Genomic DNA, 17,464 nt, shown 5'->3' with positions numbered 1-17,464 from the left:
CTTATGAACGTACTCGTTATTGGCGGCGGTGGTCGCGAACATGCCCTGGCCTGGAAGCTGGCCCAGTCCCCCAAGATCCAGAAGGTCTATGTCGCCCCCGGCAACGGCGGCACCGCCATCGATCCGCACCTGGAAAACATCGCTATCACCGACGTGGTGGGCCTGCGCACCTGGGCGCAGAACAACAAGATCGCGCTGACCGTGGTGGGTCCCGAGGTACCGCTGGCTGCCGGTGTGGTGGACGAGTTCCGTGCCCACGGCCTGCGCATCTTTGGCCCGACCAAGGCTGCTGCCCAGCTGGAAAGCTCCAAGGCCTTCAGCAAGGCCTTCATGCGCCGCCACAACATCCCTACGGCCGAATACGCTACTTTTTCCGACCCCGTCGCCGCCCATGCCTATGTGGACAAGATGGGCGCCCCCACGGTGGTCAAGGCCGATGGCCTGGCTGCCGGTAAGGGCGTGGTGGTGGCTATGACTGTGGCCGAGGCGCACGAAGCGATTGACTTCATGCTGGTGGACAACACCCTGGGCGTGGCGCACAACGATGGCGGCGCGCGCGTGGTGATTGAAGAGTTTCTGGAAGGCGAAGAGGCCAGCTTCATCGTCATGGTGGACGGCAAGAATGTGCTGCCCCTGGCCACCAGCCAGGACCACAAGCGCCTGCGGGACGGCGACCAGGGCCCCAATACCGGCGGTATGGGCGCCTATTCGCCCGCCCCCGTGGTCACGCCCGACATCCACGCCAAGGCCATGCGCGAGATCATTCTGCCCACGGTCAAGGGCATGGAGGCCGATGGCATTCCCTTCAGCGGCTTCCTTTATGCGGGCCTGATGATCGACAAGAACGGCCAGCCCAAGACGCTGGAGTTCAACTGCCGCATGGGCGACCCCGAAACCCAACCCATCATGATGCGTCTGAAGACCGACTTGGTGGACGTGCTGCTGGCTGCCACCGAGCCCGGCCCGCACGGCAAGCTGAATGAGGTGGAATTGCAATGGGACCGCCGCACGGCGCTGGGCGTGGTGCTAGCCGCGCACGGCTACCCCATGAACCCGCGCAAAGGCGATGCCATCACCGGCATCCCCAAGGACAGTGAAGACGCCGCCGTATTCCATGCTGGCACCACGCTCAAGGATGGACAGCTGCAAACCTCCGGCGGGCGTGTGCTGTGCGTAACTGCGCTGGCCGACAGCGTGAAGCAGGCACAACAGCGCGCCTACCAGGTGATCAGCGAGATCCGCTTTCAGGGCATGCAGTACCGCAGCGATATCGGTTACCGCGCCGTCAAGGGCTGAGCGGGTGCAACTGGCAGAGAAGCCCCCGCAGCCCGTGCAGCTGCGGGGTAACCCGCTGGCGCGCTGGGTGCTGCGCCTGTGTGGTTGGGAGCTGCGGTTTGAGGGCTTGCCCGCCTTGCAGGGTGTGTTTGCCGTCTACCCACACACCAGCAACTGGGACTTTGTGCTGGCGATGATGGCCAAGTGGTCACTGGGTTTGCAGGTGAGCTTTTGGGGCAAGGACACCTTGTTTCGCATCCCCGTCTTCGGGCGATGGTTGCGCTGGGTAGGTGGCGTGCCGGTGTTGCGCCACGCGCCACAGGGCGTGGTGGGCCAGATGGTGGAACGCATTGACCTGGCTCGCACGAACGCCGAGCTGTTCTGGCTGGGCCTGTCGCCCGAAGGTACGCGCCGCTGGACGCCGGGCTGGCGCAGCGGCTTCTACCAGGTGACGCTGGGCGCGGGCGTGCCACTGGGTGTGGTGAGCCTGGACTACGGGCGCAAGGTGGTGGACGCGACCCATTTCATCATCCTGAGCGGCGATGTGCAGGCGGACTTTGCCCGCATTGCCGAATTGCTGGCCGGTGTGCAGGGCAAAAACCCGGCGCTGGCCGCCCCCATACAAACGCTGCCTGCGCCCGCGCAAGCTGCTACAAAGACGGAATGACTGCCATGGCCTCTCCCCAAGCCACTCCCGAACTGGTGCGTGCCTACCTCGTGGGCCTGCAGAGCCGCATCACGGGGGCTATCGCCGAAATAGATGGTGGCCAGTTTCTGGTCGATCCCTGGGAAAAAGCTGCCCATGAGCCCCTGCAGGGCAGTGGTATCACCCAGATACTGGAGGGGGGCGCGGTGTTTGAGCGCGCGGGCTGCGGTTTCTCGCATGTCCGCGGGCCCAAGCTGCCACCCAGCGCCACCCAGCACCGGCCCGAGCTTGCAGGCGCGCCGTTTGAGGCCATGGGCGTGTCCCTGGTGTTCCACCCACGCAACCCCTACGTGCCAACGGTCCACATGAATGTGCGCATGCTGGCTGCCAAGAACCCACAGGGGCAAGAGGTGTGCTGGTTTGGCGGTGGCATGGACCTCACGCCGTACTACGGCTTTGACGAAGACGCCGTGCACTTCCACCAGACCTGCAAGGACACGCTGGCGCCCTTTGGTGCCGACAAGTACCCGCACTTCAAGAAGTGGTGCGACGCCTATTTTTTCCTCAAGCACCGTAACGAGCCGCGTGGCGTAGGCGGTGTGTTCTTTGACGACTTCTCCGAGCTGGGGCAAGACCGCAGCTTTGCCATGCTGCAGGCAGTGGGTGATGGGTTTTTGACGGCCTACCTGCCTATCGTGCAACGCCGTAAGGACATGGCGTATACCGAGCGCGAGCGCGCCTTCCAGTTGTATCGGCGCGGCCGCTACGTGGAGTTCAACCTGGTCTGGGACCGTGGCACGCACTTCGGCCTGCAGTCCGGCGGGCGCACCGAATCCATCCTGCTGTCCATGCCACCACTGGTGAGCTGGGCTTACCAGCAGCAGCCCGAGCCGGGCTCGCCCGAAGCGCGCCTGACCGAGCACTTCCTGACGGCGAAGGATTGGGTGTGATCCGGTCCGCCTCAGTGCTGTCACGCCGCATTGGTGTGTTCGGCGGGGCGTTTGACCCCCCGCACGTGGGTCATCACGCCTTGGCTGCCACAGCGATTGCCCAACTGCAACTGGATGCCCTGCACATCATTCCCACGGGCCATGCCTGGCACAAGAGCCGTACGCTGAGCGAAGCTACACACCGCTTGGCCATGGTGCGGCTAGCCTTTGCCGATCTGCCGCAGGTGGTGGTGGACGGGCGCGAAATTGCACGCCCCGGCCCCACCTACACCGTGGACACGCTGGAAGAGTTGCAGGGGGAAAATCCCGGCGCGCAGCTCTTCCTGCTCATCGGCGAGGACCAGGCCCGCGCACTGCCCAGCTGGAGCCGTTGGGAGCGCCTGCCTGCACTCGCTATAATTTGTGTAGCTGCTCGCGCAGATTCAACGGGGGCCAAGGGCCAATTTGATGCCCTGAAAGCACACGCGCCCGATGTGACGGTGCTGAACATGCCCCCCGTGGCCCTCAGTGCCACCGATATCCGACACCGCGCTCAAGCGGGCCAGAGTCTGGTCCCACTGGTTTTTGAACCGGTTGCGCGTTATATTGACCAACACCATCTTTACCGACCTGCCTGATGACCACTTCCACCGTTGCCAAGAACACCCAAAAACTCCAGCGCGCCATCGTGGATGGCCTGGAAGACGTCAAGGCCCAAGACATCGTGGTGTTTGACACCGAGCACCTCTCCGCCCTGTTTGAACGCGTGATCATCGCCTCCGGCACCAGCAACCGCCAGACTAAGGCGCTGGCCGCCAGCGTGCGCGATGCCGTACGCGACGCCGGTTTTGCCAAACCCCGTGTGGAAGGCGAAGCCAACGGCGAATGGATCATCGTGGACTGTGCCCAAGTGGTGGTGCACATCATGCAACCCAACTTCCGCCAGTACTACCACCTGGAAGAGCTGTGGGGCGAGAAGCCTGTGCGCCTGAAGCTGGGCGCGGCCAAGCCGGCCCAGTCCGAAGCCGCCAAAGCCGCAGCCAAGGCCCCCGCGAAGAAAACCGTCGGCGAAACCAGTGTGCGCCGTTCTAGCGCTGCCAAGAAGGGCGTGGAGGAAGCCTTCCCCTCCAAGGCCGCATTGAAGAAGGCGGCTGCCAAGTCGGCTGCCAGCAAGACTCCGGCAAAGAAAGCACCGGCCAAAAAGGCAGCTCCCGCCAAGGCCCAGGTGAAGACTGTCGTGGTCAAACCCGCAGTGAAACCTGCTGCCAAGAAGGTGGCAGCCAAGGCGCCGGCCAAAAAGGCCCCGGCCAAGAAAGCTGCGCCCCGTAAAGCCTGAGGTGAGCCGTGCGGCTGCTCATCGTCGCTGTGGGGCAGCGGGTACCGGACTGGGCGCAAACCGCCTGGGACGACTACGCCAAACGTTTTCCCCACGAGCTCAAGGTCGAACTCAAGGCCATCAAGACCGAACCCCGCGGCTCCAAGACCGTGGAGCAGCTCTACGCGGCTGAACGCAAGCGCATTGAAGAGGCCATCCCCAAGGGCACGCGCATCGTGGCGCTGGACGAGCGCGGCACCAGCCTGCGCACCACGGCGCTGGCCGAGCGTCTCAAGGAATGGCAGCTGGGCGGCAGCGATGTGGCCCTGGTCATCGGCGGGCCCGACGGCCTGGACCCCGAATTCCGCCAGGCCGCCCACGAGCGCATCCGCCTGTCCGACCTGACCCTGCCGCACGCCATGGTGCGCGTGCTGCTGATTGAGCAGCTCTACCGCGCCTGGTCTGTCAATGCCAATCACCCTTACCACCGCGAATGACTGATTTCATTTACCTGGCATCCCAAAGCCCACGCCGCCGTGAGCTGCTGGGGCAGATTGGTGTGGCGCATGAGCTGCTGCTGCCCACGCCCGACGAAGATGCGGAAAGCCTGGAAGTGGTCTTGCTCGGCGAAGCGCCCGAGGTCTATGTGCAGCGTGTGACTGCTCTTAAATTGATAGCTTCTCGCGCACGATTGACAAGGGCTGGTGGCCAAAATCTTCCTGTTCTTTGTGCTGATACGACGGTGGCATTGGGAGCGCAGATCCTGGGCAAACCGGAGGACGCGGAAGATGCCAAGCGCATGCTGCGAGCCCTGTCCGGGCAGACGCACCGGGTGTTCACAGCGATTGCCATCGGATGGGGCGACAAGACGTTGCAGCGTTTGTGCGAATCGCGGGTGGTGTTCGCCGAATTGAGCGATGCAGACATTGCCGGCTATGTGGCCAGCGGCGAGCCCATGGGCAAGGCAGGTGCCTATGGCGTGCAGGGTAGGGCGGCCGCATTTATTGCACGCATTGAGGGCTCGTACTCTGGCATCATGGGCCTCCCTTTGTTTGAGACCGCGCAGGCGCTGCGCGAGCTGGGTTTCCCATGCAACAAGACATTCTGATCAACTGGTCACCGCAGGAGACGCGCGTGGCCATCGTCGAGCACGGCGCCTTGCAGGAGCTGCATGTAGAGCGCACGCTGGAGCGCGGGCTGGTGGGCAATGTTTACCTGGGCAAGGTGGCGCGTGTGTTGCCGGGTATGCAGTCGGCTTTCATCGATATTGGTCTGGAGCGTGCAGCGTTTTTGCATGTGGCCGATGTCTGGCACCCGCCGGCACCGGGTGAGTCCCTGAGCGAGTCGCGCGCCAACCAGCCGCAAGTGCCGATCGAGAAGCAGGTATTCGAGGGCCAATCGCTCATGGTGCAAGTCATCAAGGACCCCATTGGCACCAAGGGCGCGCGCTTGTCCACTCAGATCAGCATTGCAGGGCGCCTGCTGGTGTTTCTGCCCCAGGACGACCATATCGGTGTGTCGCAAAAAATTCCCACAGCCCAGCGTGACGAGCTACGCAGCCGCATGCAGGCCCTGGCGGGTAAGCAGGGCGGTGGCTTTATCCTGCGTACCAATGCCGAGGACGCTTCGGATACCGAGCTGGCTGAGGACATTGGTTATCTGCGCAAGGCTTGGGCGCGCATCAAGGATGCGTCCGTTCGTCTGCCGGTCCAGAGTCTTCTACACCAGGACCTGAGCCTGCTGCAGCGCGTGCTGCGGGATCTGGTGGGGGAGGGCACGCAGACCATACGCGTGGACTCGCGCGAGCAGTTCGAGGCGCTCAAGGCCTTTGGTTCGGAGTTCATGCCCGCAGCGGCCGAGAAGCTGCAGCACTACAAGGGCGAGCGCCCCATCTTTGATCTGTTCTCCATTGACGAGGAAGTGGCCAAGGCCCTTGGGCGGCGCGTGGAGCTCAAGTCGGGCGGCTACCTCATTGTGGACCAGACGGAGGCGCTGACCACGGTGGACGTGAACACGGGTGGCTTTGTCGGTGCACGCAGTTTCGACGACACCATCTTCAAGACCAATCTGGAGGCGGCACAGGCGATTGCGCGCCAACTGCGCCTGCGTAATCTGGGCGGCATCATCATCGTGGACTTCATCGACATGGCGCGTGAAGATCACCGCGAGGCAGTGTTGGGCGAGTTCCGAAAGCAGCTTGCGCGCGATCGCGTCAAGACCATGGCTGGCGGCTTCTCGCAGCTGGGCCTGGTGGAGATGACGCGCAAGCGCACGCGTGAGTCCCTGGCCCATATGCTGTGCGAGTCCTGTCCCATTTGCGAAGGCAAGGGCATTGTGAAGACGCCGCGCAGCGTGGCCTATGACATCCTGCGCGAGATCCTGCGCGAGGCGCGCCAGTTCAACCCGCGCGAGTTCCGCGTGGTGGCCTCGCCCAAGGTGATTGAGCTGTTTCTGGACGAGGAAAGCCAGCACTTGGCAGGCCTCTCGGAGTTCATCGGCAAGCCGGTGTCGTTGCAAAGCGAGGCCGCGATGGCGCAGGAACAGTACGACATCGTGCTGTTGTGAGGGGTGTTGTGACCGAGCGTTTGCGTATTGCCGTCCTGAGCCGCAATTTCTCCACCACGGGGGGCGGGGCCGAGCGCTATTCCGTGGCCTTGGTGGAACAGCTCGCGGCGGACCATCACGAGGTCCACGTCTTTGCCCAGACGATCGCACATGACTTCCCCGGCGTGCATTACCACGCCGTGCCCATGCCGCTGCAGCGGCCGCGCTGGATCAACCAGCTCTACTTCGCCTGGAAGACCTGGCGCGCCACGCGCAACGGCTTTGATGTAGTGCATTCGCATGAAATCAGCTGGCACGGTCAGGTGCAGACTGTGCATGTCTTGCCTGTCAAGCACACCCTATTTGCGGGTAAGCAGGGTGGGGCGCTGGCGCTGCGATGGCTCAAGGTACTGACGAGTCCGCGTCTCCTGGCCTATCTGTGGCTGGAAAAGCGTCGCTACGCCTGGGCCCTGAAAAAGCGCGTGGTCTGTGCTTCGTCTTCGCTCAAGGCGGTGCTGCAGGCGGCCTATCCGGCCTCGGCGCCCATGCTGGAGGTGGTGACGCCGGGCGTGGACGCGGTGCCGGGCCGTGCCTCGGCGGCAGCGCGCGAGCAGGCGCGTGCCCAGCTGGGCCTGCCCGAAGACGCCGTGCTGCTGCTGTTTGTCGGCAACGACTTTGTGAAAAAAGGCCTGCCCACGCTGCTGCAGGCCTTGGCCGCACTGAGCACGCAACCCCACCTGGCCGTGGTCGGCAATGCCGAGACCGAGCCTGCCATGCGCAAGCTGACCGAGCGCCTGGGCCTGGCGGCGCGCGTGCATTTTCTCGGCAGCCAGCGCGACATGGGCCCGGTCTACCGGGCCGCCGACGCGTTGGTTCACCCCACCCTGGAAGACGCCTATGGCATGGTGGTGCTGGAGGCGATGGCGCACGGTCTGCCGGTGGTGGTCAGCGACGCGCCCTACAGCGGCATTGCCCAGGACCTGCGCGAAGGCGAGAATGCCTTGCTGCTGCAGAACCCGGCCGAGGTCGCGCCCCTGGTGGCGACTTTGCAGCGCCTGCTCGCCGATGGTGGGCTGGCCGCAGCCCTGTCCACCCAGGCCTTGGCCTTTGCCCAAGCCCACTCCTGGGCGCGCGCCGCTCTGGCTTACGAGGCCCTGTACCAAAGCATCGCCAAACGCCCCCGGCAGCGTTGGCTGATTCTGTCCCACGCCTTCAATATGGATGGCCGTGCCGCCAGCCAGACGATTACCGACAAATTGCCGCACCTGGAGGCGGCCGGCATCGAGGTCGTGGTACTGAGTGGAGTCTCGGGCCAGCACGACACACACTACGAACACCACCAGCTCTGGCCTGCGGGGCCGGCCGGTATCCGCTTTGAGCTGCGCCATGTGCTGCGCAAGCGCTTGGGCCATCCCGCGCTCTATCGGCTGGTGATGGTGCTGCTCTCGCTGCCCTTGCTGCCCTTCATATTTGTCGAGAAGCTGCTGCGGCCCGTGGAGAGTTCCTGGTCTTGGTGGCTTAGTGCCTACATCAAGGGTCGCGCGCTGGCGCGGGAGCGCAAGTTTGACCTCATCTATTCCACGGGCGGCGCATTTGCGGCCCATGTGGCGGGGCGTGCCCTCAAGAAGATTCTGGGCGTGCGATGGCTGGCCGAGGTGCATGACCCACTGGTGATGCCGGGCAGTACCTCCCATAGCGCACAGGAGCTCATGCAGGCCGAGGTGGAGCGCCAGATCTGCAGCGACGCCGATGTGGCCATCTGGTTTACAGAGCAAGCACTGGCCAGCGCCCGTCGCCGTCATCCGCAATTGGGGGACCGAGGCAAGATGATGCTGCCGGGCATAGACGCGCCCTTCAAGGTGTTGCCGCCCTATGTGCCGGGCCCTAAGATGGTCATAGGCCATTTTGGCTCCTTGTCCAGCACGCGCAATCTCACGCCCATCATCAGCGCGCTGGAGATCTTGGTCGCTCAGCGCCCAGAACTGCGCGACCAGCTCGAACTGCAACTCACAGGCGGCCCGCTGGACGCGGTCTCCCAGGCCGCCATCGCCCAATCACCGGTCCGCGATCTGGTGCGCCACCTGGGCCGCATCGAAGCCGACCCGGTCACCGGTCTGTCTGGCCGCGAGCAGATCCTGCACCGCATGCGCAGCGTCGACGTGCTACTGCTGCTGCACGGCACCGAACCGATCTGCGCCGAGTACATCCCCTCCAAGCTCTATGAATACCTCTGGATGCAGCGTCCGATTCTGGCGACGGTGCATGGGAATGCGCAGATGGCGGAGTTGTTGCGGGGACAGGGGCATAGCGTGGTGGAAACTGGCGCTGGGAATGCCTTGCCGGCCTTGGGCGTGGCGCTGGAGCAGCTTGTGGCGCGCTGGAGCGGGGCCGGACTGTCGGACAACAGTCTGTCTAGCCCCTATACGACCGAGGCTGCGGTCACCCAGTTGATGGCAGGAGCCGGTTCTTGAGCATTGCCTACCGTTCCGATATTGATGGTCTGCGGGCCGTGGCCATTCTCACCGTGGTGGCCTTCCATGCGTTCCCGGAGTGGTTCCCTGGCGGCTTCATCGGTGTCGATGTCTTTTTTGTGATCTCGGGCTATCTGATCACCAGCATCCTGCAGCAGGAAATGCAGAACGGCCGCTGGAACCTAGCCTCGTTTTATGCGCGCCGCATTCTGCGCATATTTCCCGCGTTGGTACTGGTGCTGCTGGCCTGTCTGGTGGCGGGCTGGCACACCTTGCTGGCCCAGGAGTACATGCAGCTGGGCAAGCATCTGGGCCTGGGGGCGGCCTTTCTATCGAACATTGGCCTTTGGTGGGAGGCGGGCTACTTCGACAAGGCATCGGAAGCCAAGCCCTTGCTGCATCTGTGGTCGCTGGCCATCGAGGAGCAGTTCTACATCGTCTGGCCGCCACTGTTGTGGCTGATCCTGGGTGGTCGCCGCCATGCCGTGCGCTGGGTCGCGGCGTTGGCTATGGTGTCGCTGCTGCTTTCGGTCTGGTGGGTCTGGAGCGACCGTTCCCAAGCCTTCTACTCGCCGTTGAGCCGGGCCTGGGAGCTGCTGGCCGGCGCCTGGCTGGCTTTGCAGGCGCCGCCGTGGCTGCAGGCGCTGCCCCCCAGGGTGCGCGGCCTTGCCGTGGTCGGCTTGCTGCTGGCCACCGTGCTGCTTAGTGCCCAATGGCCGTTCCCCGGCCTGCTGGCTTTGCTGCCGGTGCTGGCGGCGGTGGTGTTGATCGGCGTGCCATCCTCGGCCGACTTGAGCGGGCGCCTGCTCAGCCATCCCGCCATGGTGGCGTTGGGCAAGGTGAGCTACCCCTGGTACCTCTGGCACTGGCCGCTGCTGAGCTTTGCCTACATCATCGACAGCGGCCAGACCTCCGTGGGTGTGCGTCTGGCATTGGTGCTGGCCAGCCTGCTGCTGGCGGCGCTGACCTACCGACTCTGGGAGCTGCCCCTGCGCCGGCTCCCGCGCCGCTGGGTGATTGGCCTGCTGGTGCTGGCCATGGCCATCCTGGGCCTGTTGGGCAAGAATATCTATGATCGCCATGGCCTGGAGCGCATACGCCATAAGAACCTGATCCAGCTGGACCAGAATGCGAGCCAGGATTTTCTGGACTTTGAGAAGCAGGGGCTGATCACCGAGGCCACATGCGATAAGCCCTTCAAATTCCCGGAGCGCGAAGTCTGCCTGCAGGCCCACCCGGGTCAAGCGGTCAGCGCGGTGGTGCTGGGTGATAGCCATGCGGTCCATTCCTTCTGGGGCCTGGCGCAGGCGTTCGATACCCAAGGCCTGAACCTGGCTGTACGCGGCAAGGGGGCCTGTGTGCCGGTCATGGCGGCGCCGCCGGGCGCCGCGGGCTCGGAGTGCGAGCGCCATATGGAAGCCACGCTGCGGGACATTGCGGCAGATGCGCGGGTGCGCGCTGTGGCGCTGGTGTTCCGTGGCCGCTATCTGGCGGTGCCATCGTCGGTCCAGCAGCGCGAAGATTTCGAAGCGAAACTGGACGTCACACTGGCCTTGCTGCAGGCGGCCGGCAAGCAGGTGTATTACTTCCTGCCTGTGGTGGAGCCGGGCTTTGACCCGCGCCTGTGCCTGGGGGCGCTGCCGCTGGGGCGCAAGCCACCATTCTCCTGCGTCATCGACAAGGCGAGCGACGATGCCAAGTCCGAGCCCGTGCGCAGCAGCGCGGCGCGTGTGCTGGCGCGTTGGCCCCAGGTCCATGTGGTGGACCCGAACACCCAGCTATGTCGCGATGGCTTGTGCCCCATCCTGCAAGAGGGGCACAGCATTTTCAAAGACGAGAATCATCTCTCCCAGGCCGGTTCGCTCAAGCTGAGCGAGAGCCTGGGGGCTGCCAAACACTGAGAACCCCATGACCTTGAACCGATTTCAGGCGCTCTACCTCGCCCTGCTGCTGGGCTTTGCCGGTGTGCTGTCCGTCTCGGGTACGATTGCCTTGCGCAATCTGCTGCACCTGGGCTTGCTGCTCTTGCTGGTGGGCTATCTGGCGTTGAACTGGCGCACGGACAGGGCGCGCATGTCCGGGCTGGCCGCTGCCGTGCCCCTGCCGGTCTGGCTCTGGTGCGCCTATCTGTTGCTATTCCCCTTGATAGCCCCCGAGCGCGCTGGCGCCTGGTCCAATCTGCTGGGAAAGGGCATGTGGGGCGAATCGATTCTGACCTGGCTGCTGGCCTGGGGGGCATTGCTGATTCTGGCGCCCCGACGTCTCACGTTGTGGGTGCTGGCCCTGGTCAGCGCGGTGCCGGTATTCATCCATCTGGGTCTGACGGTGTTGGCTTGGGCCGGGGTGCTGCAGCCGGCGTTCTACGAAGAGCCTTCGCTACAAGCGGCGGGAGAGTCCGTGCTTGCCGTGTTGCGTGACCTCCCCTTGTTGCAGAGTCCTTTTCAAGTCTTTCCCTTGGCCTTCCGAGGTATAGAGCCCATGCACGGCAATTTGGGATACCCGGCTTCGCAAGCCATGTGCCTGGGCCTGGCGGTGATGTTTGCGGCCTGGCACCAGGCCGATCGCCGCATGGCAATCAAGGCGGGGGGCTTGGTGGCCCTGTGCTTTGTCAGCGTGGTGATTGCACAGTCACGTGCCGCTGCCTATTTCGGCTTGCTGATGGTTGCGCTGGCCTGTGCGGTCTACATGGTGTGGGTGCGTGTCCAGCGCACGCCGCTGCGGCTGGGGCGCGGTGCCGTGGTGGGCGGCTTGGGCGTCACCGCGCTATGCCTAGTGTTCTTCTACCAGGTGGTTGCACACAATCCAGCTTGGTATGCCATGGGGAACAAGGTGGCGATTGGCTTTCAGGTGGAGCAGCCTAAAGGCCTGCTGTGCGAAGGCTTCACCCCTGCCACCTCCGAATTCGTGCGCCAAAAGCATGCCGACAAGGACGATGCGTATATCGAGTCCCTCATCGATGGACTGCGTGGTGATGGTGGCCGTGTGCTGCTGGCCCGTGTAGGCGCTGAACTCAGTGCCAGCCATCCCTGGGGCTGGAATGGAGGGCGTGACGCCTACCAGTACCGCATGGAGCAGCTCTGCGGCCATGTCCCGGCCATGAACTTCTCCCATGCCCACAATGCTTGGATCAACCTCATTCTGGCGCTGGGCTGGGCGGGTGCGTTCCTCTATGCCTGGCTGCTGCTGTACTTTGCCAAGGCGGGCTGGAGCGCACTCAAGCAGGAGCAGAACTGGCCTGTCGGCATGGCGCTGCTGCTGCTGTCCCTCTTCTGGCTGTTGCGCGGCATGGTGGATGCCGTCTACCAGGAGCACTACTTGGAGATGCAGGCCTTGTTCCTACTGACCCTGTGCCTGTTGCTGCGCTCAGGCAAACCAATGTCTGAATAGCGGGTTGCGCTTGGCGCGCTGGTAGCGCCACTTTTCCTTGTACTGGCGCAGCCAGCTATTCCGGTAGTACACCCCGGTGCCGCCACCCACGCCGCAGATGACGGGCGGCGGGCTCATGAGGCAGCCTTGCAGCTGCTTCTCCAGAAAAATGTCACGAAAGCTTTCCTCCAGGCCATAGCCATCGTTGGCACGTATCGCCTCGTGGGCGTGCAGAAAGTGCTGGCGATAGGTGCTGACATCCATGACGTAGAAGCGGGTGTCGATATAGGCCAATGTGGCGGGCTTGCGCAGCGAGAACACGTTGTTGAACACTGCTTTCATGAGCAGTTGCCCGTTCCATGGCTGCGTGCAGCTGGCAAAGTTCTGCACCCAGAGTTTGGAGGTGCATTTGGCAAAGCAGCCGGCGGCCTGGATCAGTTTCGAGTGTTCTATCGCGTGGCGAACGATCTCGCCTTCACCATAGCCGCGGCCTTGTTGCTGGACGCGTTGCACATCGTTCTGGAAATGCAGGCACTCCACCGGGCCGCTACCGGGCAGGGCGGCCACATGGGCCTGGAAATCGAAGCCTGAACCATCACAAAGCACCAGTGGATTGTGCGGCGCGATGCGGCGCCAGGCCTGGATGGACTCCAGTGCCAGCCGTTCGCGCTCGCCAGGGTCCTGCAGACGCACGCCTCTGTCATGGGCGATCACGCTGGAGGTCAGCAGGATCGGGATGTGGGTATGGCTCATATGCGCCCCAGCTTGCGGCGCAGTCGCCGGCCCAGGCGCGAGAGCAGGCTGCCGCCCTCCATGGGCCAGTCCAGTTCGCGTTCCCAGGCCGACTGGTAGATCACGCCGCAGTACAGCGGCGCGAGCTGGGCTTGGGTGATGCCCTGGCGCGTCTCCTGGTCAAGCTGCCAGGCATAGTGGTAGACCTTGAACAATGCCTGGCAGGGGTGCAGCGGGATGGCCTGGTAGGCTAGCAGCGCCTCGCCATACCAGCGCGACTCGATGGGAGCCTCGGAGATCGCATCGGCGAAGCTCATGCCGCGCGGCTGCAGATAGCGTTGGTCTAATGATTCCCAGACGGCACGGTGCCAGACCAAGGGGAAGGGGCCGAAGCTGTAGCGCCGTCCCTGGCGAGCGAACTTTTGCTGAACTTGGGCGGCCTCGCGGATAAAGGCGTCGACGATGCGGCTACGCCCATGCTGCAGCGCGCCTTCGAGCAGGTCGTGGGCTTCGTCGAGTACGGTGTAGGGGTGGCCGTCGGGTGCCAGAAAATCCTGAGCGTCAAACGGGCGGATGAAGACCGCGTCCGAGTCCAGGCAGACATAGGCCTGCGACAGCCCCAGGCGCCAGAACTCCGACTTCACGACCTGCTGGGCCACGGCACCGTGCATGCGTGCGACCTGTGCAGCGTCTATACGTGGCGAGGCCTGCAGAATGCTCTCGTCGCTGAGCAACTGTGCCGGGGTAGCGCTCAGGTGTTCGCGGAACAACGCCAAGTCTGCCTCGGGCACGGAGATATAGACGGGGATGTGGCTTGTATTGAAGCGTGCGATCGACGCCATGAGGCGAACGACGCGGCGCAGATCGGTGCGGTAGCTTTTACAATACAGGGCCAGCGGGCTCATGTCCGCTTATCCTCGTAGGCCGTGGCCACCTTCATGAAAAACTGCAAAGGGTTGGTGGCGCGTGCCACCATGATGCGGTTCAGCGCATAGGGGTTGTCGCCGGCTTGGACGCGGCCACGGCGCGTGCTGGCGGCTGTGACATAGCCGGCCGCGCGCACCATCTCCTCGTGCTGGGCCTGGAACCAGCCATAGGGGTAGCAGAAGTGCCGAACTTCATCGCCCAGCAGCTGTTCCAGCTCAGCTTTGGACTGGAGAATCTGCTGCTGCGCTTCCTTATCGGGCAGTTCCTTGAGGTTGGCATGGGTTTGGGTGTGGGAGCCCACATCCATGCCGGCACCATGCCAGGTGCGCCAGTCCTCCTGCGTCATCAGGGGCTTCTGCGCCACCTTGCCGGCGTCCCAAGCATTGGTACCACCCACCATGCTACTCACACCGTAGCAGGTGGCGGTGAAGCCATTGGCTTGCAAGGCGGGCAGGGCGTGGATCAGATTGTTCTGGTAGCCATCGTCGAAAGTGATACCGACCACTTTCCCTTTTTTCCCCCCTTTGAGGTAGGGCTCTAGGTCGCGTATCGACAGGCCCTGGTAGCCTAGAAGACGCAGCATGCGCATCTGCCAGGCGAAGGAGGAGGGCGCCACGATGAGGCCGCGTAGCGCCGTGCCGCGCGGGGGCGGCTCGTCGATCTGGTGGTACATCAGTATCGGTATCTTCATGTCTGCAACCTCTGTAGGTTGGCGTAGTAGCCGTTGCGCTGGAGCAGGCTGGCGTGGTCACCAGACTCGACAATGCGCCCCTGGTCCAGCACCACGATGAGGTCGGCACGTTCTATGGTGCTCAAGCGATGGGCGATGACCAGGGTGGTGCGGTTGTGCATCAGCGTGGCCAGGGCCTCCTGCACCACGCGCTCGGACTCGGTGTCCAGTGCCGAGGTGGCTTCGTCCAAGATGAGGATAGGCGCATCCTTGAGCAGCGCACGCGCAATCGCAATGCGTTGGCGCTGGCCGCCTGAGAGGGCCGCACCGTTCTCACCAGTCAGGGTATCGAGGCCCTGCGGCAGTTGTTCAATGAACTCCCAGGCATGGGCGGCCACGGCAGCCTCTTTGATTCGGGCCTCGTCGGCAACGCGCGATTGACCAAAAGCGATATTGGCGCGAATGCTGTTGTTGAGCAGCACGATGTCCTGACTCACCAGCGCGATCTGTTCACGCAGGCTGGTCAGGGTTAGCGCCTGGATGTCGGTGCCGTCTATCGTGATGTGGCCGGCGTCGGGTACGTAGAAGCGCGGAATCAGCGCCGCCAGGGTACTTTTGCCCCCGCCCGAGGCACCGACCAGCGCCACGGTCTGTCCAGGCTGAATCTGCAAGTCGACTCGGTCCAAAGCCAGCCTGTCCTTGCCGGGATAGCGGAACGAGACCTTTTCGAAACGGATCTCGCCGCGGCAACCAACAAGCCGTGCCTGCCCAGCATCGGCCTCCACGGGCGCGTCCAGTACGCCAAAGACACTCTCGCAGGCGGCCAAGCCGCGCTGCAGAATCGGGCTGATGGTGGTGAGCTGCTTGATCGGCGAGATCAGCAGCAGCATGGCGGTGATAAAGGAGACAAAGCCGCCGGCCGTGTCACTGGCCTGGCCCATGGAGCGACTCAGCGCCATATAGATGATGAAAGCAATCGCCATCGAGGCAGTCATGTGTGTGATGGGCGTCACCGCCGAGGCAGGCACAGCCTCCTTCATCATGCTGCGGCGGAAACTCTCGGTGACGGCATGAAAGCGCGCCTGCTGCTGCGCTTGGCCGCCATAGATCTTGATGACTTTGTTGGCCGCCGTGGTCTCTTCCACGGTGTGAGCCACGGCGCGCAGCGACTCCAGACTGGCCTTGCTGGCCTTGCGGATGCGTTTGCCAAAGCTCTGGATCAACGCTGCAATCAACGGCCCTACGGTCAGCGTGATCAGCGTCAACTTCCAGTCCAGGTAGAGCAGATAGGACAGCAGCGCCACGGCGGTCAGCGACTCGCGTACTGCGGTGACCAGCACATTGGTGGCGGCCTGGTTGATGTTGTCCACGTCGTAGAGCAGGCGCGCAATCCATTGCGAGGCGGGCTGGGTGTGGAAGACCTGGGTAGGCGCGCCCACCAGCTTGTCGAACATGGCACGGCGCAGGTCCACCACTAGGCGCGTGGAGACCCAGGTCATGAGGTAGTTGGTGACAAAGGACAGCACACCGCGCGCCAGAAACAGCAGTACGATGCTGGCGGGGATCAGCCAGACCATGCGCGCCTCGGTGGCGCGAAAGCCGCTGTCGAGCAGGTGCTTCATGATGGCCGGAAACACCGGTTCAGTCGCAGCCGTGCAGACCATGCAAAGCACGGCGATCGAAAAGGCCCTCCAGTAGGGGCGCAGAAAGCCCAGCAGCCGCAGGTAGAGCGTGCGGTCCGCTTTAGTCATGCCGGGACAGCGTGGGCTGGGCTGGGGAGCGCCATGCCTCCCCCTTTTGAAGCTCCAGCGCTTTCACATAGCGGTAGAAGGTGCCCTCAAAGTTGCCCACGGCAATCACAAAGCCGGCCCAGCCGTCGAGAAAACCGAGTTTGAAGAGGTAGTGTTTCCAGAACGCCCACTTGGCGTGTAGCAAGGCCGATAGCATGGTGATGCGCTTGTGTTTGATCTTTTCCGCGCCGAGTGAGGAATAACGATTGGCCTTGTGCATGACCTCGGCCATGTTCTTGAACGGGAACTGCCAGATCGCCTGCTGCATATGACCCAATGGTTTGTCCGATGTGAGAACGTAGCCCTCGTGCACCGGCTTCTGGTCGTAGTGCATGGCATTCTTGCGAAACAGCTGCGGCTGGCGGTAGTTGGGGTACCAGCCGGAGTGCTTGATCCAGCGGCCCATAAAGAAGTTGCGCCGCGGCGTGTGGTATGCGTCCAGCGCATCCGGGCTCTGCGTCAGCGCGCGGATCTCGGTCGCAGCCTCGGGTGTGCAGCGCTCATCGGCGTCCAGGCTGAAAATCCAGGGATGCGTACAGGCAGCAATGGCCTGGTTACGCAGATCGCCAAAGCCCTTGAATTCGACCTGCACCACGCGTGCCCCCAGTTGTGTGGCTAGCTCAGCGGTGCCGTCCGTGCTCCAGGAGTCCACCACCACAATCTCGTCGGCCCAGCGCACGCTCTCGATAGCGGCGCGGACTTTCTCCGCTTCGTTGTAGGCGATGATGTAGACAGAAATCAAGGGCATGGGTGATAACATTGATTGGTGTTGTGAACTTTTTGCGTAGCGCAACGTCTA

General features: G+C 63.5%; 16 protein-coding genes. 11 read left to right on the top strand and 5 right to left on the bottom strand.

Annotated features, from left to right (window positions below):
- Nucleotides 1-3 precede the first annotated feature (3 nt).
- Genes purD through AC1RNN_RS05715 form a run of 11 tightly spaced genes read left to right on the top strand, consistent with a single transcriptional unit; the run spans nt 4 to nt 12,567 of the window.
- Nucleotides 4-1,296 (top strand): phosphoribosylamine--glycine ligase, encoded by a 1,293-nt coding sequence (gene purD, locus AC1RNN_RS05765; protein ID WP_493087858.1) that lies wholly within the window; start codon nt 4-6, stop codon nt 1,294-1,296.
- Nucleotides 1,297-1,300: 4 nt separating this feature from the next.
- The gene (locus tag AC1RNN_RS05760) at nt 1,301-1,942 is read left to right on the top strand and encodes a 1-acyl-sn-glycerol-3-phosphate acyltransferase (RefSeq protein WP_493087860.1); all 642 of its coding nucleotides are present in this window, start codon (nt 1,301-1,303) and stop codon (nt 1,940-1,942) included.
- Nucleotides 1,939-2,871, top strand: a complete 933-nt coding sequence (hemF, locus tag AC1RNN_RS05755) for an oxygen-dependent coproporphyrinogen oxidase (RefSeq protein WP_493087861.1) — start codon at nt 1,939-1,941, stop codon at nt 2,869-2,871. Before AC1RNN_RS05760 ends, hemF begins: the two co-directional genes overlap by 4 nt.
- Nucleotides 2,868-3,488 carry a nicotinate (nicotinamide) nucleotide adenylyltransferase gene (gene nadD / locus AC1RNN_RS05750; RefSeq protein WP_493087863.1) on the top strand — a complete coding sequence of 207 codons (621 nt, stop codon included), beginning with the start codon at nt 2,868-2,870 and terminating at the stop codon, nt 3,486-3,488. The genes hemF and nadD overlap by 4 nt, the downstream gene beginning before the upstream one ends.
- A complete protein-coding gene (gene rsfS, locus AC1RNN_RS05745) occupies nt 3,488-4,186 on the top strand; it encodes a ribosome silencing factor (protein ID WP_493087865.1) in 699 nt (232 codons plus the stop codon). Before nadD ends, rsfS begins: the two co-directional genes overlap by 1 nt.
- An 8-nt stretch (nt 4,187-4,194) precedes the next feature.
- Nucleotides 4,195-4,662, top strand: a complete 468-nt coding sequence (gene rlmH, locus AC1RNN_RS05740; RefSeq protein WP_493087867.1) for a 23S rRNA (pseudouridine(1915)-N(3))-methyltransferase RlmH — start codon at nt 4,195-4,197, stop codon at nt 4,660-4,662.
- Nucleotides 4,659-5,273: a Maf family protein gene (locus tag AC1RNN_RS05735; protein WP_493087869.1), complete on the top strand. Its 615-nt coding sequence runs from the start codon at nt 4,659-4,661 to the stop codon at nt 5,271-5,273. Before rlmH ends, AC1RNN_RS05735 begins: the two co-directional genes overlap by 4 nt.
- On the top strand, nt 5,255-6,730 hold the full coding sequence (gene rng / locus AC1RNN_RS05730) for a ribonuclease G (RefSeq protein WP_493087871.1): 1,476 nt from the start codon (nt 5,255-5,257) through the stop codon (nt 6,728-6,730). The genes AC1RNN_RS05735 and rng overlap by 19 nt, the downstream gene beginning before the upstream one ends.
- Nucleotides 6,731-6,738: 8 nt before the next feature.
- Nucleotides 6,739-9,180 (top strand): glycosyltransferase family 4 protein, encoded by a 2,442-nt coding sequence (locus AC1RNN_RS05725; RefSeq protein WP_493087873.1) that lies wholly within the window; start codon nt 6,739-6,741, stop codon nt 9,178-9,180.
- On the top strand, nt 9,177-11,081 hold the full coding sequence (locus tag AC1RNN_RS05720; RefSeq protein WP_493087875.1) for an acyltransferase family protein: 1,905 nt from the start codon (nt 9,177-9,179) through the stop codon (nt 11,079-11,081). The genes AC1RNN_RS05725 and AC1RNN_RS05720 overlap by 4 nt, the downstream gene beginning before the upstream one ends.
- Nucleotides 11,082-11,088: 7 nt before the next feature.
- A complete protein-coding gene (locus AC1RNN_RS05715; RefSeq protein WP_493087877.1) occupies nt 11,089-12,567 on the top strand; it encodes an O-antigen ligase family protein in 1,479 nt (492 codons plus the stop codon).
- On the opposite strand, the gene AC1RNN_RS05710 is transcribed toward AC1RNN_RS05715, so the two are convergent.
- From AC1RNN_RS05710 to AC1RNN_RS05690, 5 genes are read right to left on the bottom strand one after another with little or no spacing between them, the layout of a single operon-like run.
- The gene (locus AC1RNN_RS05710; protein WP_493087879.1) at nt 12,544-13,299 is read right to left on the bottom strand and encodes a hypothetical protein; all 756 of its coding nucleotides are present in this window, start codon (nt 13,297-13,299) and stop codon (nt 12,544-12,546) included. The two genes, AC1RNN_RS05715 and AC1RNN_RS05710, sit on opposite strands and share 24 nt — an antisense overlap.
- Nucleotides 13,296-14,183 (bottom strand): DUF6492 family protein, encoded by an 888-nt coding sequence (locus AC1RNN_RS05705; RefSeq protein ID WP_493087881.1) that lies wholly within the window; start codon nt 14,181-14,183, stop codon nt 13,296-13,298. The genes AC1RNN_RS05710 and AC1RNN_RS05705 overlap by 4 nt, the downstream gene beginning before the upstream one ends.
- On the bottom strand, nt 14,180-14,896 hold the full coding sequence (locus AC1RNN_RS05700) for a polysaccharide deacetylase family protein (RefSeq protein ID WP_493087883.1): 717 nt from the start codon (nt 14,894-14,896) through the stop codon (nt 14,180-14,182). The genes AC1RNN_RS05705 and AC1RNN_RS05700 overlap by 4 nt, the downstream gene beginning before the upstream one ends.
- Nucleotides 14,893-16,626 (bottom strand): lipid A export permease/ATP-binding protein MsbA, encoded by a 1,734-nt coding sequence (msbA, locus tag AC1RNN_RS05695; protein WP_493087884.1) that lies wholly within the window; start codon nt 16,624-16,626, stop codon nt 14,893-14,895. The genes AC1RNN_RS05700 and msbA overlap by 4 nt, the downstream gene beginning before the upstream one ends.
- Nucleotides 16,619-17,413: a glycosyltransferase family 2 protein gene (locus AC1RNN_RS05690; protein WP_493087886.1), complete on the bottom strand. Its 795-nt coding sequence runs from the start codon at nt 17,411-17,413 to the stop codon at nt 16,619-16,621. Before AC1RNN_RS05690 ends, msbA begins: the two co-directional genes overlap by 8 nt.
- Nucleotides 17,414-17,464 lie beyond the last annotated feature (51 nt).

This window comes from Rhodoferax sp. GW822-FHT02D07 (assembly GCF_058802405.1).
The sequence above is the reverse complement of the archived record's forward strand: the minus strand, read 5'-3'. Positions and strand labels throughout refer to the sequence as shown.

What these genes read in the sequence shown, in the direction of transcription:
- purD (WP_493087858.1), top strand. Translation starts at nt 4, where the DNA reads ATGAACGTACTCGTTATTGGCGGCGGTGGTCGCGAACATGCCCTGGCC.
- hemF (WP_493087861.1), top strand. Translation starts at nt 1,939, where the DNA reads ATGACTGCCATGGCCTCTCCCCAAGCCACTCCCGAACTGGTGCGTGCC.
- rsfS (WP_493087865.1), top strand. Translation starts at nt 3,488, where the DNA reads ATGACCACTTCCACCGTTGCCAAGAACACCCAAAAACTCCAGCGCGCC.
- AC1RNN_RS05735 (WP_493087869.1), top strand. Translation starts at nt 4,659, where the DNA reads ATGACTGATTTCATTTACCTGGCATCCCAAAGCCCACGCCGCCGTGAG.
- rng (WP_493087871.1), top strand. Translation starts at nt 5,255, where the DNA reads ATGCAACAAGACATTCTGATCAACTGGTCACCGCAGGAGACGCGCGTG.
- AC1RNN_RS05715 (WP_493087877.1), top strand. Translation starts at nt 11,089, where the DNA reads ATGACCTTGAACCGATTTCAGGCGCTCTACCTCGCCCTGCTGCTGGGC.
- AC1RNN_RS05710 (WP_493087879.1), bottom strand. Translation starts at nt 13,299, where the DNA reads ATGAGCCATACCCACATCCCGATCCTGCTGACCTCCAGCGTGATCGCC.
- AC1RNN_RS05705 (WP_493087881.1), bottom strand. Translation starts at nt 14,183, where the DNA reads ATGAGCCCGCTGGCCCTGTATTGTAAAAGCTACCGCACCGATCTGCGC.
- AC1RNN_RS05700 (WP_493087883.1), bottom strand. Translation starts at nt 14,896, where the DNA reads ATGAAGATACCGATACTGATGTACCACCAGATCGACGAGCCGCCCCCG.
- msbA (WP_493087884.1), bottom strand. Translation starts at nt 16,626, where the DNA reads ATGACTAAAGCGGACCGCACGCTCTACCTGCGGCTGCTGGGCTTTCTG.
- AC1RNN_RS05690 (WP_493087886.1), bottom strand. Translation starts at nt 17,413, where the DNA reads ATGCCCTTGATTTCTGTCTACATCATCGCCTACAACGAAGCGGAGAAA.